The 16,018-nt window shown below is 68.3% G+C and carries 10 protein-coding genes and 1 tRNA gene; all 11 read right to left on the minus strand.

The window, feature by feature from the left end; translation table 11 throughout:
* Positions 1 to 121: 121 nt before the first annotated feature.
* Positions 122 to 1,450, minus strand: a complete 1,329-nt coding sequence (locus tag ACFCQI_RS08235; RefSeq protein ID WP_395120958.1) for a Fic family protein — start codon at positions 1,448 to 1,450, stop codon at positions 122 to 124.
* Between the two features lie 401 nt (positions 1,451 to 1,851).
* Positions 1,852 to 2,049 (minus strand): CsbD family protein, encoded by a 198-nt coding sequence (locus ACFCQI_RS08240; RefSeq protein ID WP_395120959.1) that lies wholly within the window; start codon positions 2,047 to 2,049, stop codon positions 1,852 to 1,854.
* Between the two features lie 163 nt (positions 2,050 to 2,212).
* The gene (locus ACFCQI_RS08245; protein WP_395120960.1) at positions 2,213 to 3,400 is read right to left on the minus strand and encodes a CaiB/BaiF CoA transferase family protein; all 1,188 of its coding nucleotides are present in this window, start codon (positions 3,398 to 3,400) and stop codon (positions 2,213 to 2,215) included.
* A 138-nt stretch (positions 3,401 to 3,538) separates the two neighbouring features.
* On the minus strand, positions 3,539 to 5,383 hold the full coding sequence (locus tag ACFCQI_RS08250) for a glycoside hydrolase family 127 protein (protein ID WP_395120961.1): 1,845 nt from the start codon (positions 5,381 to 5,383) through the stop codon (positions 3,539 to 3,541).
* On the minus strand, positions 5,380 to 7,554 hold the full coding sequence (locus ACFCQI_RS08255) for a formylglycine-generating enzyme family protein (protein WP_395120962.1): 2,175 nt from the start codon (positions 7,552 to 7,554) through the stop codon (positions 5,380 to 5,382). Before ACFCQI_RS08255 ends, ACFCQI_RS08250 begins: the two co-directional genes overlap by 4 nt.
* A 31-nt stretch (positions 7,555 to 7,585) precedes the next feature.
* Positions 7,586 to 8,896 carry a serine hydrolase domain-containing protein gene (locus ACFCQI_RS08260; protein ID WP_395120963.1) on the minus strand — a complete coding sequence of 437 codons (1,311 nt, stop codon included), beginning with the start codon at positions 8,894 to 8,896 and terminating at the stop codon, positions 7,586 to 7,588.
* Between the two features lie 77 nt (positions 8,897 to 8,973).
* Positions 8,974 to 11,256: a TonB-dependent receptor gene (locus tag ACFCQI_RS08265; RefSeq protein ID WP_395120964.1), complete on the minus strand. Its 2,283-nt coding sequence runs from the start codon at positions 11,254 to 11,256 to the stop codon at positions 8,974 to 8,976.
* A 227-nt stretch (positions 11,257 to 11,483) separates the two neighbouring features.
* Positions 11,484 to 12,377: a LysR substrate-binding domain-containing protein gene (locus ACFCQI_RS08270; RefSeq protein ID WP_395120965.1), complete on the minus strand. Its 894-nt coding sequence runs from the start codon at positions 12,375 to 12,377 to the stop codon at positions 11,484 to 11,486.
* 97 nt (positions 12,378 to 12,474) lie between these two features.
* Positions 12,475 to 14,877 (minus strand): sodium/solute symporter, encoded by a 2,403-nt coding sequence (locus ACFCQI_RS08275; RefSeq protein ID WP_395120966.1) that lies wholly within the window; start codon positions 14,875 to 14,877, stop codon positions 12,475 to 12,477.
* Positions 14,877 to 15,725, minus strand: a complete 849-nt coding sequence (locus tag ACFCQI_RS08280; RefSeq protein ID WP_395120967.1) for an HpcH/HpaI aldolase/citrate lyase family protein — start codon at positions 15,723 to 15,725, stop codon at positions 14,877 to 14,879. Before ACFCQI_RS08280 ends, ACFCQI_RS08275 begins: the two co-directional genes overlap by 1 nt.
* A 211-nt stretch (positions 15,726 to 15,936) precedes the next feature.
* A tRNA-Ile gene (locus tag ACFCQI_RS08285) sits at positions 15,937 to 16,009 on the minus strand.
* Positions 16,010 to 16,018 lie beyond the last annotated feature (9 nt).

Consider the following 16,018-nt stretch of genomic DNA (forward strand, 5'->3'; position numbering starts at 1 on the left):
ATGCGAACGTGCCGGCCCTGCGATCCGATGCCGCGGCGAACCGCTTGCAGCATCCGCTCGAACACCACCTGTCGTTTGGCCTCGTCACGCGCGATCCTGCGTGTGACGAGGCACGCCATGGTCATGCATGCAATCGTTTTTCGAGATCGGGCACCGGAACGAACACGAAGGCCTTTCCTTCGCGGGATTGGCGCAGGAATCCTTCGGCCGCCAGGGCAAGCAGGTCGGCCCTGGCGGTCTGGTATGACGTGCCGTGGCTGCTGCGGTGCATCTCGATGGTGAAGACCTTTCCCGGGTTCTTGAGGGCGTTCAGCAGAAGCGCTCTTTGCCTGTGGTTGATCTGGTGAGCCAACGGGCTGCCGGGTCTGAGCAGCGCCGCGGCGGCTGCCTGCTCATTCTGTTTTCGGGTGATGTAGCGATGAACGCCGTCGATGGCTTCGAGAATGGCGGTCAGCTGGTGAGCCACGAAATAGGTGGTGTCCCCCTCGTCAGTCTCCGTGTACAGGTATGACCGCATGTATTGGGCGGGCGCCCGTTTCAGGATGCTCGATATCGACAGATACTCCGCCATCCAGAAACCCGATCTCAGCAGCGACCAGTAGAACAACGTCCTGGCGGTCCGGCCATTTCCGTCGACGAACGGATGGTCGTAGCCGATCTGGAAGTGGATCAGGATCGCCCTGACCACCGGATGCACGAAGTGCTCGCCGTCGTCCGACTGGTTGGCGAAGTCGCAAAGGGACTGCAGGCGCTGCTCGAGCTCCCGTGCCGGTGGAGGCACGTGGAGAACGCGACCGGTCTCGTCCTCGATGACGATGTCTTCCGAGGGCAACCGGAACCTTCCCGCGCATCCCTCGTCCTCGAGCGTTCCGTCGGTCAGTTTGCGGTGGATCTCGAAAACCGCCGCAGGGGTCAGCGGCCGCTGCCTCCATGCTTTCAGTTCGCGCATGGCCAGGTAGTTGTTGTAGATCATGCGTTCGCCGTAATCACGCGGCTCCCGCCCACTGCGAAGCATGTCTTTTGCGACTTGGGTGGTCGTGGCAGCTCCCTCAAGCTGCGACGAAGTCATCGCTTCTTCCATCAGGGATCGAACGAGGTAATGTTCGCGGGTGACTTCTGATTGAGATGCCTCCTGGCCACGAAGCGCGCCAGCGGCATCACGGCCAATCAGGAACAGGTTTCGCTGGATGCTGTCACTCAGAACGACGGTGAATGGGTTGCCCGCCTTGTCCTTCAACGGCATTTCCTGGCGCAACCCGCGGCGCGCCATCTTGATTCCCAGCCACCATTCTTCAGGCGTCAGGTTCTCGGGTGGCGTGAGATGGCGCAGCTGATCCCAGTGCTCGTATCGTCCCTTGACCTCGGGGCCAAGCTTGGCGAGAAGTATCTTGCGGACGTCGGAACGCTCGAACAGGTCGCCGAACGCCGGGGGTGGCATGGGGAGTTTCATGGGGCACCTGTCAATTTGCTACTAATTGATAGCGTAATTAGTAGCAAATTGACAGTGCCATGCGCCGGCTTCGCGACGGGCCGCCCGTACGCCATGAACCCGGAGCGGGCGGTACCTCCTCCACCCGCAATATGTACGAGCCCACGCTTGTGGTGTGCAGACCCGATAGCCGACGAGGGTGGTGGTGATCAGCCTGCTTGGGCGGCGGCTGCCATCGGGGCCGGGCACCTGGGCGCCGAAGGCCGGCTGGCCTTTGGTGTGCGTGACACCAGTTCGAACTGCCGGCCCGCGCTGTACCGCGACCGCGAGGAAGGCTCGCTGGAGGTGCCGCAGCCGACGCGAGAGGGCTGAACGCGGCAGGGCCGATGCGAAGCTGGCCCTGCCGCGAACCGGCGCGGCGATTACAGCGTGCGCTCGAACTCCTTCACCTGGCGCTGCGCCTCGTCGCGGGCGATGCCGTAACGCTCCTGCACCTTGCCCACCAGGTATTCGGTGTTGCCCTCGGCACGGGTCAGGTCGTCGTCGGTCAGGTCGCCCCACTTGGCCTTGATCTTGCCGGTGAGCTGTTTCCAGTTGCCTTGGATGCGGTCGTTGTTCATGTGTGTCGACTCCGTGTTGGGGACTCGCGGCGGGGGCTTCCGGGGGAAACCCTCCCGCGCCACCCACTCTCCGGAATCCGTGTGAGCGGCGGGTCGTCAGTTCGTGTAGAGGGAGCGGGGGCGTTCATGATGGGCAGGTCGCGGGTGCGCCTGCCGCGCCGGATCAGCGTTTGCCGAATGCGCTGTCGGCATCGTCCTCGAGCGCGGCGATCACGGCGGCGGTGTCCTGGTCCAGCACCGGCGCGGCAAACGGCGCCGGTCCCGGCGTGCGGCCGAAGCGGATCGACTGGGCGACGCCGCGGTAACGGCCCACCAGCGGGTGCTCGAAGGTGTCGATGATGCCCTGCGATTGCACTTGGGGGTGGTCGAACATGTCCTCGATCCGTCGCGCGGCGGCGCACGGTACCTCGTCGCCGAACAGGTCCTCCCATTCCAGCGCGCTGCGCGCGGCGAGCGCCGCGTGCAGTTGCGGCAGGATCTCGGCGAAGTGCTGCGCGCGCTTGCGCACGGTGTCGTAACGCGGATCGTCGGCCAGCGCGCCGAGGCCGGTCTTCGCGCACAGCGCCTTCCAGAAGCGCGCCGTGTTGGCCGAGATGTAGATCCAGCCATCGCGCGTGGGGTGGATGCCGGTGACTCCGCCGGAGCGCATGTCGCGGCCGATGTCGAGCGACTCGCCCTCGGCCCAGATCATCCGCGCCGACTGCATGGTCAGCGCGCTGCGCAGCAGCGACACGCCGACGAACTGGCCCAGGCCGCTGCGCTCGCGTTCGTACAGCGCCGACGACACGCCGGCGGCCAGCAGCGCCGCGGCGTAGTAGTCGACCACCGAGCCGTAGATGATCTCCGGCGGCCCGCCGCGCTTGCCCTGCAGCGTGCACATGCCGGTCATGGTCTGCAGCACCTGGTCGTAGCCGGCCTTGTCTTTCAGCGGGCCGCTGTCGCCGTAGCCGGTGATCGCGCAGTAGACCAGCCGCGGGTTGATCAGGCTCAGCTGCTCGTGGCCGATGTGCAGGCGCTCGGGCACGCCGGGGCGGAAATTGTGTACCAGCACGTCGGCATCGCGTACCAGCTTCAGCAGTGCGGCGTGGTCGTCCGCACGCTTGAGGTCGAGCACGATGCCGCGCTTGCTGCGGTTGACGCCGAGGAAGGCGCGGCTCTCGCTGGGAAGCGTGGAAGGGTACTGGCGCAGGTTGTCGCCGCTGGGCGGCTCGACCTTGATCACGTCCGCGCCCTGGTCGGCCAGCAGCGAACAGGCGTATGGCCCGGCGATGTAGGCGCTCAGGTCCAGCACGCGCACGCCGCCCAGCGGGCCGTGGCGGGCGGCGTTCGACTCAGGCGGGGAGGTTTCCATGCGCGATGCATCCATCGGGATCGGGGTGGTTGCTGCGGGCCACTGTGCACCATGCCCCGGCGGGGAAACAGGCGGGACGGCTATGTTCTGGCGCCACAAATTCTTGTGTGATGCGCGCGGCCCGGCGCGCTGGCGGCGTCATCCGGCGGGCTCAGGTGCCAGCGGCAGCCAGCTCAGCCGCCAGCTACCGTCGACACGGCCACCGGCGGCGAAGTACGGCGTGAATTCCAGCGGTGCGCGATAGCCCGGGTCCAGCACGATGCGCGGCGCGCTGTCGCCCGCTGCGGGTTGCAGCGCCAGCCATTGCGCGCGCGGCGCGTCGGGCAGGCGCAGGGTTTCCTCGACCTTGAAGCCGTCGACCAGTCCCGTGGCATACACCAGCGGGCCGCAGGTGATGGCGGCGTACTCGAAGTGCAGCACTTCCTGGCGCACTTGGCTGCCGTCCGGTGCGCGCGACTCCTGCACGTTGCGGTTGATCGCGCGATGCAGCTGCGGCCGCATCGGAAAATGCGCCAGCAGTTCATCGCCGTCGCGCCATTCCCGTTCGAGCATGGCGTAATGTCCCGGCACCAGGGCGACGCCGGCATCCGCGCCGTTGATCGTGAGCGTGGCGTCCGTGGCCCACGACGGGATGCGCAACTTCAATGCGAAGTGCGCCGGGCGCGACATGGCGAGGCGCAGGCGGATATCGCCGGGATACGGCCAGGCAGTGTCCTGCACGATACGCAGCTCGCTGCTGGCGAGTTTGAACCCCGCTTCGCCGGGGCCGTAGAGGTTGACCGCGATACTGCCGTCGACAGCTTGCCGGTAGGCAAGGGCAGGCAGCTCCTCCAGCGCCATCGCGCCGCTGGACTTGCAGCAGCGCCAGTAGGTGGTGTGCACGCGGCGGCCGTTCGGGAACACGTAGTAGCACCAGTCCTCGCCGTTGGGCGCCTGCGCGCCGAGCAGGTCGTTGTACGCGGTGCGTTCGATCTCCTCCGCGTAGCGCGTCTCGCCGGTGATCGCCAGCAGCTCCCGGTTCAACTGGATCCACGCCAGCGACGAGCAGGTTTCCACGTAACCGTAAGGGCTGAACACGCCAGCCGGGTTGAACACCTCGCGCGAGCGATGGCCCACGCCGCCCCACGGCCCGCCGCCCAGGGTGAGGTGGTGCTCGCGGATGCTGCGCCAGGCGTGCTCCACCGCGCGGCGGTAATCCGCGTTGCCGGTGGCACGATGCAGCTTGGCCAGGCCGACCAGGTTCCACGCCAGCTGATAGGCCTTGCCGGTGGCGATGGTGGAAACGTCCGCGCCCTCCAGCGCACGCGTGAGCAGCGCCAGCTCGGGGTGGCCGTTCGCCTGCTGCAGCACGCGCTGCGCCAGTTCGAGATAACGCGGTTCGCCGGTGGCGAAGTACAGCTCGGTGGCCGGGTCCATCAGCACCGTCGCCGACAGGCCGTGGTGGTTGCCCAGCTCGGTGATGTCGATGCCGCCGTCGGTCAGTGTGTGCCGGCACAGGTCGCCGATCCGGCGCGCGGCGTCGAGGTAGTGCGGCGCGGGGAAGTGCCGCTGCACTTCGAGCAGGCCGAGGATCAGGTAGGCGTGCGTCCAGATGTCCCAGGTGCGCACGCTGGGGGCGCCGTCCCAGCTGGCCGGCTTCGGCGGCTGCGGGCGCATGAAGCGGTGATCCGGCGCGTAGGTGCCGAGGTAGCCGTCGGTCTCCTGGATCGACACCAGGTAGTCGGCGACGCGCAGCACGCTCGCGCGCAACGCGGCATCGCCGCTGCGCGCGGCCGCCTTCGCCGCGGCGACCAGCCACTTGCCGGCGTGCTCGCCGTACCAGTCGCCCTCGCGGTTCTCGTTGCGCCGCTCGGGCGCGAACAGCGCGATCGCGGGGCTGTGTTCATCGACGATGAAATGCGCGAGCCGGCCGCGCAGGTTGGCGGCCAGCGCCTCGCCGAGCAGGCCGCCGAGCTGCACGCGGGTCGCCGCTGCTTCGCTCATGCTGCATCCACCACGCAGCGGAAGCCGACGCTGCCGGAGCGGTCTTTGCACGGCGCCATCAGCAGGTACTTGCCGTGCTGGTCGAGCCGGTACGCCTGCGGGAAGTACCAGTGCGAGGTCTGCGGCTGGTAGCTGCTGCCGCCGCGCAGGATCGCGGCGCGGGTGTGCGCGTCGGCGTACTCGTCGGTCCATTGCCAGACGTTGCCGACCAGGTCGAGCGCGCCGAACGGACTGGCCGCGGCGGGATGCGCGTCGACGTCGTCGGGCGCGACCAGCGTGCGGCCGCGGTTGATGGCGGGGACCATGGTTTCGTCCCAGTCGTTGCCCCACGGGTAGCGCCGGCCGTCGCGGCCCTGCGCGGCGACCTGCCATTCCCATTCGTGCGGCAGGCGCTTGCCGGCCCAGGCCGCGTAGGCGCGAGCGTCCTCGATCGCGACCCAGGTCACCGGCTTGTCGTCCCAGCCCGGCGGCGGCGCGCCATCGCGCCAGTGGCGCAGGAAGTTGTGCGGGTCGCGCGGGCGCCAGCCGCTGGCGTCGAGGAAGGCGCGGAATTGCGCGTTGGTCACCGGCGTGCGGTCGATGAAGAACGCCGGCATCGACATCTGGTGGCGATGGCCGCGGCGCGCGCTGTCCTCCCACGGGTACTGCACGTCGTTGCCTTCCCAGGTCTGGCCCTCGATCTCGACACCGCCGACCACGAAGTCGAACGTGCCGGCGGGAATCGCCAGCATGCCGGGCGGTGCTTCGGCAGCGGGGCGGGTGGGCGCGATCGGCACCAGCTGCTGCGGCAGCGAACGCCACTGGGCCGACAGCGACTGCAGCAGCACGGACGAGAGTTCGCGCATGCGGGCGAGGAAAGCGTCGAGGCCGTCGAGCGCGGCGCCGGGCGCGAGCGCCAGCAGCGCGCCGAAGCCGCGGCCCTCCAGTGCGAAGTCGAATACCGCGCGATCGCCGTCGAGCCGCGGCTGCAGCGGCACGCCGTGCCAGGCGTCGTAATACTGCGTGCCGTCGCGATACGGCAGCGCGATCTGTTCGCCGGTCACCGCGTATTCGTTGCGGTTGACCAGGGTCCACAGCGTGTAGCCCGAAGTGGGAAAGCGGCTGGCGAACACGCCGGCCTGCAGCGTGCGCTCGTACGGTCGCCAGTCCAGGCTGACCATCGCCGTCGCGAACTGGCGTTCGATCGAAGCGATCCGGCGCAGCGCTTCGGCGTCGCGCGGGGTGAACTGGTTCCAGATGCCCCAGATGTTTTCCCAGGCGTTGTAGCCGATACCGTTGAAGAAGATGTACTGCAGGTCGTGGTTGCGATCGCGGCCCCAGCGGTTCTCGTAGTTGATCATGTGGCGCGGCTCCAGCCACTTCCACTTGGCCACCGGCGGGATCGCCTCGTTCGGCGCCTTCTTGCCCCAGCTCTGCACGTTCCAGATCAGCTGCTCCTCGGCGCTGATGGTGGACTCCGGCTGCAGCACCACCGGGCAGCCGAGCGCGTCGCAGGCGTCGAAGAACGCGCGCGGCACGCCGTTGTAAGTGTCGCCGTTGATGCCGTCGGCGCCGACCGCCTTGACCAGTTCGGCGATCGCCTGCCAGTCGTTCTGTTCCGTCTCGCGCGTGCCGTGGTCCCACGGCATGGTGGGCAGGAACACGCGCACGCCGCGGCGGTGGAAATCGTCCACCGCACTTTTGAGACCATCGAGGCCGCCGGGCAGATCGTGCGCGAGATCGGTCTTGTTGCGGTCGTCGATGCCGATGTTGGGATAGACGAACCAGAGCAGCACGCTGTCGATGCCGCCGAAGCGCGCTTCGAGATCGTCCAGGTAGCGGTCGACGGTGTACTTGCCGGCCACTGGATCGAAGAAGTAGCGATCCTCCACCATCATTTGCGCATGCACGAAGTTGCGCTGCGCCCACTGCAACTCCGGGCGGCGATAGTTGGCATCGTCGTAGCCGATGCGCACGAGGTGCTCGCGGCGCCAGTCGGTCAACTCGCGCACCCAGTCGTCCGCGCTGCCGTCGACATCCATCTTCCAGTGGCCGATCTCGGCGAACGGCCAGCCCGGCGCCTTGCCCGGCGTGGGCAGGTAGCGGCCGATGGTGACGTGCGAGAACTTGTACTCGTGCGTCACGCGCGCGGCGGGCGTGGGTGCCTCGGGGGAGTCGCGGTCGGTGCTCATCGGTTGCTCGGTAAAGCCGTGCGTGGTGAAGTCATGGCAGCGCCTGGTAGACCAGATCGTAGAAGTTGCGGCTGATCCGCGGCAGGTCCTTGCCGCCATCATCGCGCGGCAGGTGCTGCAGCATCAGGATCGCCAGCAGATGCTCGTGCGGATCGATCGTGTAGTAGGTCGAGGCCGCGCCGCTCCAGCCGAACTGGCCGGGCGAACCGAGCTGGCCGCGCCGGGCCGGATCGAGCACCACATAGCCGCCCAGGCCGAAACCCTCGGCGTCGCTGAACTGGGTCACCGGCGGGTCGAGCATGGTGAGGTGGTTGCGCAGCATCAGCTCCACCGTCTTGCGGCCGAGCAGTTGGTGTCCGTCCAGCGTCCCGCCGTCGAGCAGCATCTGGGCGAAGCGGGCATAGTCGCCGGCGGTGGAATACAGGCCGCCGGCGCCGCTGTCGTAGGCGTTGAGCGGCTCGCCGGGATGCCGTGCACTGGTGGTGTCGGCGATCTCCAGCTTGCCGGCCGCGCTCATCCGGGTGAGGTCGACCACGCGCGCGCGCTGTGCCGCCGGCACGCTGAAGCCGGTGTCGTGCATCGCCAGCGGCTCGAAGATGCGCTGGCGCAGGAAGCGGTCGAACGATTGCCCGGAGACCACCTCGACCACCCGCGCCAGCAGTTCCAGCGAGGCACCGTCGTAGCCGAAGCGCGTGCCGGGGTCGGCGGCCAGCGGCACGCGGCTCATGCGTTCGGCGAAGCCGCGCAGGTCGCTCGCGCCGTGCGGGTCGATGCGCTCCATCAGCGTGACCGCTTGCTCGTCGCCCTTGACGCCAGCCGGATAACCCGCGGTATGGGTGAGCAGCGCATGCAGGGTGACGGGCTTGTCCGCTGCGCGCAGTTTCGGCGCGTCGGCGGTGCCGCCGACCATCACCTGCGGCGCCTGGAAGCCCGGCAGGTAGCGCGACAGCGGATCGTCCAGGGTGAGCTTGCCTTCCTCCACCAGCATCATCACCGCGACCGAGGTCACCGTCTTGGTCATCGAGTAGATGCGGAAGATCGCGTCCCTGCGCATCGGCTCGCGCCGCGCCAGGTCGCGATGGCCGTAGGCCTGCCAGTCCACGATGCGGCCGTTGCGAGCCACCAGGGTGACGCCGCCGAGGTAGCCGTCAGCGCCGGTCGCCCTGTCCATGAAGTCGTGCAGGCGCTGCAGGCGCACCGCCGAGACGCCTTGCGTGTCGGCACGGGCCGCAGGCAGCGGCGCCGCTGCCCGCGCCGGCAGCACGGTGGCCAGCAGGCAGGCGACCACCAGCACGGCGCGAAGGCGGCTGCCGGATCGGGTGTTGGCGTCGGCTCGGCTCATCGAGGTCTCGCCGGCCGCGGCATCCCGGGGGAGGGACGAGGATGCCGCGGCCCGTATGGCGTCACGTTCCCGCCGGATCAGAACGTGATCGTATACGTCAGCGAGGTGACGCGGCCGCGACCGGACCAGTAGTTCTGGTAGCCGACCACCTGCGAGGTGCTGAGGACGTAGAACTTGTCCAGCAGGTTCTCCACGCCGAGCGAGAGCTGGCCGTAACGCGGGAAGGCGTAATTCACGCCCAGGTTGAACAAGGTGTAGCCGCTGGTGTGTTCCTCGTAGCTGTAGGTGGCGCCGTCGTAGGCGCGGGTGTCGCTGCCGGACACGTGGCGGCCGAACAGCGAGGTGAAACCGAGGTTGGCGTCGGCGTTGGGCAGGAACTTCCAGGTGATCGAGCCGGCCAGCTTGTCCGGGCTGATGTCGAAGATGCCCAGCGGCTTGTTCATGCCGCCGGCCGGGTACAGGCCGCCCGGGCTGGCGGCCCAGAACGCGGTCTCGCCGGTGATGTGCGAGTAGACGCCGCTCACCTTCCACTGCTCGTCGAAGCGCCATTCGCCGGTGAGCTCGGTGCCTTCGATGCGTACCGGTGCGCGCGACAGGATGTAGTCGTTCGAGTTCGGGTCGACCGCCAGCGAGGAGCCGAACGGCGACTTGGAGATGTAGTGGGTGGCGCCGAACGCAGCGTGCTCGCCGTGCCAGTTGAAGCCGAACTCGGTGTTCTTGTAGATGATCGCGGCCAGGCCGCTGATGCGGTCGACGGACTGCCCCGGCACGCTGATGTTGCGCAGCGGGATGCCGATGTTGGGCAGGGTGAAGCCCTCGCTGTACGAGCCGAACACCGACCACTGGCTGCCGATGCGCCAGATTGCGCCGAAGTTTTTCAGGTTCTCGGTGTACTTCACGCCGCCGCCTTCCACGAACACGCTGTTGCGGTAGGGCGTGGTGGTGTAGTCGTTGACGTGCAGCTTGTCGTCCTCGCGGCGGAAACCGGCGCTCAGCGTGATCGGACCGATGTCCCAGGAGAGCTGCCCATAGGGCGCCGTGCTCTTGTAGTGCATCGGCGGCACCCAGATGCGATTGGTCAGCGCCAGCCGTTGCTGCGCTTCGTCCTTGACCACGTCCACGCCCACCTGCAGCTGCAGGCCCGGCACGGTGAACAGCTCGCCGCGCGTCCATGAGGTGCGCAGGCCGCTCTTCTTCGAGGTGATCTCCGACTGGTCCCAGATCCGCTGGTCGTCGGGGACGGGCGGCGCGATGAGCTGCTTGTCGTCGCCGTCCTCCGGCAGGAAGCGCATCGCCTGGTCGGCATGGTAGGCAGTGGCCACCAGCGAGCCGCCGAGGAAGTCGCTGTTGCTGTACTCGACGCTGTACTGCTCGAAGTCGTTGAACGCGTCCAGCGAGCCGTGCAGGTGGCCCTTCTCCGAGGTGTTGGTGAACGGCACGGCGCACGGCGGGTCGTCGGTCGGGCCGCGGCAGCCCAGCACCTGGACATAGTCGCCCTTGCCCTCGATCTTGAAGTGGCTGTAGGTCGCCTGCAGCCGCTGCGTGTCGCCCTGGCCGAAGTTGACGCCGCCCTTGAGGAACAGGTTCTTCGAGGTGGAGTCGGCCACCGAGCCGCTGCCGCTCAGGCCGATGCGGCGCCCGTTGCCGTCGTAGGTGATGCCGCGGTCGAGGTAGGAGGCGGCGACCAGCAGGTCGTACGAACCCTGCTTCAGCGCGTACGTGCCGCCCACCTTCCAGCCGCCGCTGTCGCGCGGGCCCTGGGTCTGCAGGCGGGTGCTGAGCGTGGTCTCGCTGCCTTCCTTGTCCGGCACCTTGGAGATGTAGTTGATGATGCCGCCGGCTGCGCCGATGCCTTCGGAGGCGGACGGGCCGTTGATGACCTCGACGCGGCCGATGATGCCCATGTCGGTGAAGGTGGCGTTGCGCGAGCCGTCGCGCAGCGGCGAGCCCTGCGGGATGCCGTCGAACAGGCGCAGCGGAATGCGGCCGCGCAGCGTCTCGCCGCTGCTGCTCATCATCTGCGACGACTCGGCGTAACCCGGGACGGTGCGCGTCAGCACGGCGGTGGCGTCCTCGGTCACGGTCAGGGTCTGCTGGATCTCCTCCTTGGTCACCACCGTGATCGCGCCGGGGATCTCGTCCACCGCCTTGGGGCTGCGCGTGCCGGTGACGATGACCTCGCCCAGCTCGGTGGCCCGCTTCTTCGCCGACTTCGCTTGGTCGTCGGAGGACGTGGCGGCCTGGTCCTGGCCAGACGGAGCCCCGTCACCCGTGCTCGCGGCAACCTGGGCGGACGCATCGGCGGCGAGGGAGTAGACCAGCAGGATGCCGCTTATTGCTACGCAAAGTGGTTTGATCATGGCCTGTCTCGTGATGGTTCAGGTGGCCGCGAACGAAGCTCGCGGTGAACGCGCCGTCTCTGCCCGCGCACCATCGCGGTGCGCGTCCCGGTCGGTAGCCGTATTCCCCTCCCGCCGTGCAGATCCTCATGCGCGAGGCTAGGCGTTTGCCGGCGGACGTGGAACCGTCGCTGGCTATCTTCAGAGGCTAGCTTTTGTTGCTTGAGCAAGGCGGGCCGTGGCCCGGCTCAGCCCCGGCCGGCGGCCTGCCGCTGTTGCATGGCCTGGCGGCTTTCCTGCAACAGCACGGTGACCAGGCGCACGCGCACGCTGGAGCGTGACCACACGATGCCGATGCGCCGCGGCACCGTGGGCGCCGGCAACGGGATGCGCGCGAGCTGCACGCCTTCGGGCCACGGGTGCGCCCAGTCCGGCACCAGCGACACGCCGAGGCCGCGGTCGACCATCACCGCGATCGCGTTGAGTGCGTTCAGCTCGAAGCGCTCGTGCGGCACGATGCCGTGGCTGCGCAGGTACTCGTCGGCCTGGCGGCCGCCCCACTGGTTGCGGTCGTAGCGGATCAGCGGCTGCGTCGCCAGCAGTTCGTGCGGGTCGCGTTCGGCCATGCTCTTGGGCGCCAGCACGATCAGCGGCTCCTCGCGCAGCAGCAGCCATTCGCAGGTCTTGGGCAGGGCGAACGGTGCCTGCAGCACCATCGCCGCGTCGAGGTCGCCGGCTTCCACCGCGCGGTAGAGCTCGGCCGAATAGCCGGGCTTGATGAACACGTTGATCTGCGGAAACGTCTCGACCATGCGCGCCAGCACGTCGGGCAGCAGGCCGGCCAGCGCGGTGGGGCACGCGCCCAGGCGCAGCTCGCCGGAGACCGCGTTCTCGTTCGCCACGCTGCGCAGGTCGGCCACGTGGCGCAGCAGGTCGCGCGAGCGCTGCAGGATGCGCGAGCCTTCCTCGGTGACGCTGACCGTGCGGCCGACGCGGGCGATCAGGGTGGCGCCGATCTCGCGCTCCAGCGTACGGATCTGCTGCGCCACCGCCGCCGGCGTGATGTTCAGCACGCGTGCCGCGGCGGCCATCGAACCCTGGTCGACGATGGTGATGAAGGTGTGCAGGAACTGGGTTTCCACGGCGCCTCGCGGGTCTGGGCGGCAGGTCAGCGGAGCTTGCCGGTCGCTGCCATCATGCCGTGTCCGGCGGCTTCGCGGGGAGTGCTCGAAGGCACACTCAGTCGGCGCGGTCGGCGTAGATCGTCAGCCCCTTCAGCGAACGCATGGGCGCGGGGAAGCACAGGCTGGCCAGGTAGCCGATCACGATGCACAGCGCGATCGAGATCGCCAGGTAGAAATACGGGTGCACCAGCTTGAACCACCACGCCACCAGGGTCAGGCAGATGCTCGAACCGATGCCGATGGCCACGCCCGGCGCATTCGCACGGCGGGTGAACATGCCCAGCGTGTAGGCGCCGGCGAAGCCGCCGCCGAGCAGTCCGGCCAGCTCGATCGAGACATCGAACAGCGAATGGATGTCGTAGCGCGACAGCAGCACGGCCAGCCCGATCGCGATCAGCCCGACCATGACGCCGGCGACTTCCGCGAACAGCACGCTCTTCTTCGGCGTCGGGTGCTTCACCAGCTTCTCGTAGAAGTCCACCGAGGCCAGCGTGGACACGCTGTTGATGATGCTCGACAGGGTGGACATGGCGGCAGCGAAGATGCCGGCGATGATCAAACCGGTGACGCCCATCGGCAGTTCGGCGGCGATGAACAGCGGGAAGGTGGCGTCGATCGGCAGGGTCGGGTTCATCCGCTCGGGATGCGATTTGTAGTACACGAAGAGCGCCGTGCCGATCAGGTAGAACACGAAGCCGCCCGGAATCATCACCGCCGCGAACATCCACACCGAACGACCGGCCTCCTTGTCCGAGCGCGTGGACAGGATGCGCTGCATCAGCACCTGGTCCTTGGGAAAGGTCAGCACCACGTCGAACAGCACCAGGAACACGAAGCCCCACACCGTGGCCTTGGTCAGGTCGAAGCGGAAATCCAGCAGGTGCATCTTGTGCTCGGCCATCGCCGCGTGCATGAAGGCGGGCACGCCGCCGTGGATGTGCGTGATGATGAAACCGATCGCGAACAGCGCGCCGCCGAACATCACGAACACCTGCACGAAGTCGGTCCAGATCACCGCCTTCATGCCGCCCAGCGTGGTGTAGAGGATGGTGAACACGCCCATGATCAGCACGCTCCACACCACGTCGATGCCGGTGATGGTGGCGATCGCCAGCGCCGGCAGGAACAGGATCACGCTCATCCGGCTGCCGATCTGCATCACGATGCACAGCGCGCTGGCGAGCATGCGGATGGCGGGATGGAAGCGTGTTTCCAGATACGAGAACACGCTCATCAGGTCGAGCCGGCGCAGCAGCGGTACCACCCACACCGCCACGAACATCAGGCCGAGGACAGCGATCAGGTTGTTGGTGAGGTACTGCCAGTTGGTCTCGAAGGCCTTGGCCGGGATCGCGATGAAACTGATCGAGCTGGTGTTGGTGGCGTACAGGCTGATGCCGGCCGCCCAGAACGGGATGCTGCGGCCGCCGACGAAGAAGCTGGCAGTGGAGGTGCGTTTCTCGCGCAGGTAGAAAAACAGGCCGATGCCGACCATTGCCGCCAGGTAGACCAGGATCACCACCCAGTCCAGCCAGCGCAGCAGCAGCTTGGTCGACTCCACACGCGCATAACCGAAGTCGACGCGCTGGCCGCCCGCATCACGCTGTGCCCAGAACATGCCGTCGGTCCAGGCGCCGGTCGCAACGACATCAGCGGGCGCGGCACCCGGCAGCGCGGCCCAGGCGCTGGTGATGACCTGGAAGGTCATCAGCTTCGTCGAGGCGGCGGCGTCCACCAGATAGAGCGCATTCGCCTGCCCCAGCGCGTGCCCGGAGCCCGGCACCACATGGCCCGGCACCCGGCCGCGCTCGGTCCAGCCCGTGTCGGCGTTCCAGCGGAGCAGGCGTTCGGCGGTACCGGAAGCATCGGCCACGGTGACGAACACGGCCGCGGACTGGGCGACGAGGGAGGTCGGCGCCCCGCCACCCGGCCAGCCGCCGACCCTGCTCCACTGCGGTTGCTCTGTGTTCGTCTGCAGCTGCAACAGCCGCGTGGTGCCGTCGGTGCCGAGGCCGGCGACGGACAGCGTGTCGTTCGCCCACGCCCCGTGCGCGTCATGCAGCGGCTCGGGCAGGGCGGGCAGGCGCTGCCACTGCAGCGTGTCGCCGCGCAGGCGCAGCCGGGCCACGCCGGTCACCCCGCGGGCATCGGGAGCGGTGATCAGCACCCAGGCCTGCGTTCCGCCTTCGACGATGCCGTCCGGGGCAACGGCGACACCGGTCGGCGATGACAGGCGGCGCCAGGCCTTGCGTGCGTCGTCGAGTCGCCAGGCTTCGTCGGCGGCCATGGCGAGCGGTTGCCCGTCGACGAGGGCGATGGCCCGCAGCGGTTTCGTGGTTTCCAGCGCGGGCAGCTGTCCGTCCTGCACCGGTGCCAGGCTCTGCGCGTGCAACGGTGCGATCGCCAGGAACAGCAGCGTGCACAGCCACGGCACGACCCGGCGGGGGCGGCCGCGCATCAGTCCGCCCGGCGCGCGGTGGCGAGCAGGGCCTGCGCGCGCTTCAGGAACGGCAAGTCGATCATCCGTCCATCCACCACGAAGGCGCCGCGCGATGGCGCCTGGACCGCGGCCTCGACGATCCGGCGCGCCAGCGCCAGCTCCGCCTCCGAGGCGGCGAAAGCGGCGTTGGCCAGCGCCACCTGCCGCGGATGGATGCAGGTCTTGCCGATGAAGCCGAGTCGCCGCGCCATGTACGCCTCCTCGCGGTAGCCGTCGTCGTCGAGCAAGGCGTAGGCGCCGTCCATCGCGAACACCCCGGCCTGCGCCGCGGCCACGCGCAGGGCGAACATCGCCGCATGCACGTTGCGCGGATCGGCGCGGTCGATGCCGTGCGGCTCGAACAGGTCGCCCAGGCCCAGCTGCAAGCCGGCGACGCGCGGATGCGCGGCGGCGATGCGTGCCGCGGCGGCCAGTGCCCGCGGCGTCTCGATGTTCAGCAGCAGGCCGATCGGTTGCGCCACGCCGTTCGCGTGTTCCGCCTGCTCGATCGCGGCCACGGCCGCCGCCACGGCCTGCGGCGATTCGATCTTGGGCAGGTTGAGCAGGGTGACGCCGGGACGGGCGACCGCGGCGAGGTCCGCCGCGAAGTGCGGCGAGTCCGGCGCGTTGGTGCGCACGATGATCAGCTTGGCTGCCCGCGGGACGGCGTCACCGGCGATGAAGTCCGCCACCGCCGCGCGCGCCTCGGCCTTGCGGTCCTCGGCCACGGCGTCTTCCAGATCGAACGACAGCGCATCGGCCTCGCCGGCCAACGCCTTGGCGAACAGCTCCGGCCGTGCACCGGGCACGAACAGCTTGCTACGCATCGGCTTGCCCGCCTGTCGCCATCCTCGTCATGAGCGGCAGTGTGCGGCATGGCACGACGGCAATCGAGCCGATGCGCCATGTTCAAAAGATAGTTTTTCTATCGAACCGGCGGCGGTGGCGCAGCAGCGAGGCGCTGTAGATGCGGCGGGTTTCCCGATGCGCTGACGCTCGGTGCACGCCTGCCCGGGCGGGGTGCCGAATGTCGTGAAATGGGCCCACCAGGACTCGAACCTGGAACCAAGGGATTATGAGTCCCCTGCTCTAACCATTGAGCTATAGGCCCGCGAGCGTG

Origin of the sequence: Rhodanobacter sp. FW102-FHT14D06 (genome assembly GCF_043950705.1) — a bacterium.
GTDB lineage: Bacteria > Pseudomonadota > Gammaproteobacteria > Xanthomonadales > Rhodanobacteraceae > Rhodanobacter.

Excerpts from the sequence above, each read along its gene's own strand:
- ACFCQI_RS08280 (WP_395120967.1), bottom strand. The coding sequence starts at position 15,725 with ATGCGTAGCAAGCTGTTCGTGCCCGGTGCACGGCCGGAGCTGTTCGCC.
- ACFCQI_RS08250 (WP_395120961.1), bottom strand. The coding sequence starts at position 5,383 with ATGAGCGAAGCAGCGGCGACCCGCGTGCAGCTCGGCGGCCTGCTCGGC.
- ACFCQI_RS08255 (WP_395120962.1), bottom strand. The coding sequence starts at position 7,554 with ATGAGCACCGACCGCGACTCCCCCGAGGCACCCACGCCCGCCGCGCGC.
- ACFCQI_RS08235 (WP_395120958.1), bottom strand. The coding sequence starts at position 1,450 with ATGAAACTCCCCATGCCACCCCCGGCGTTCGGCGACCTGTTCGAGCGT.
- ACFCQI_RS08275 (WP_395120966.1), bottom strand. The coding sequence starts at position 14,877 with ATGCGCGGCCGCCCCCGCCGGGTCGTGCCGTGGCTGTGCACGCTGCTG.
- ACFCQI_RS08240 (WP_395120959.1), bottom strand. The coding sequence starts at position 2,049 with ATGAACAACGACCGCATCCAAGGCAACTGGAAACAGCTCACCGGCAAG.
- ACFCQI_RS08260 (WP_395120963.1), bottom strand. The coding sequence starts at position 8,896 with ATGAGCCGAGCCGACGCCAACACCCGATCCGGCAGCCGCCTTCGCGCC.
- ACFCQI_RS08265 (WP_395120964.1), bottom strand. The coding sequence starts at position 11,256 with ATGATCAAACCACTTTGCGTAGCAATAAGCGGCATCCTGCTGGTCTAC.
- ACFCQI_RS08245 (WP_395120960.1), bottom strand. The coding sequence starts at position 3,400 with ATGGAAACCTCCCCGCCTGAGTCGAACGCCGCCCGCCACGGCCCGCTG.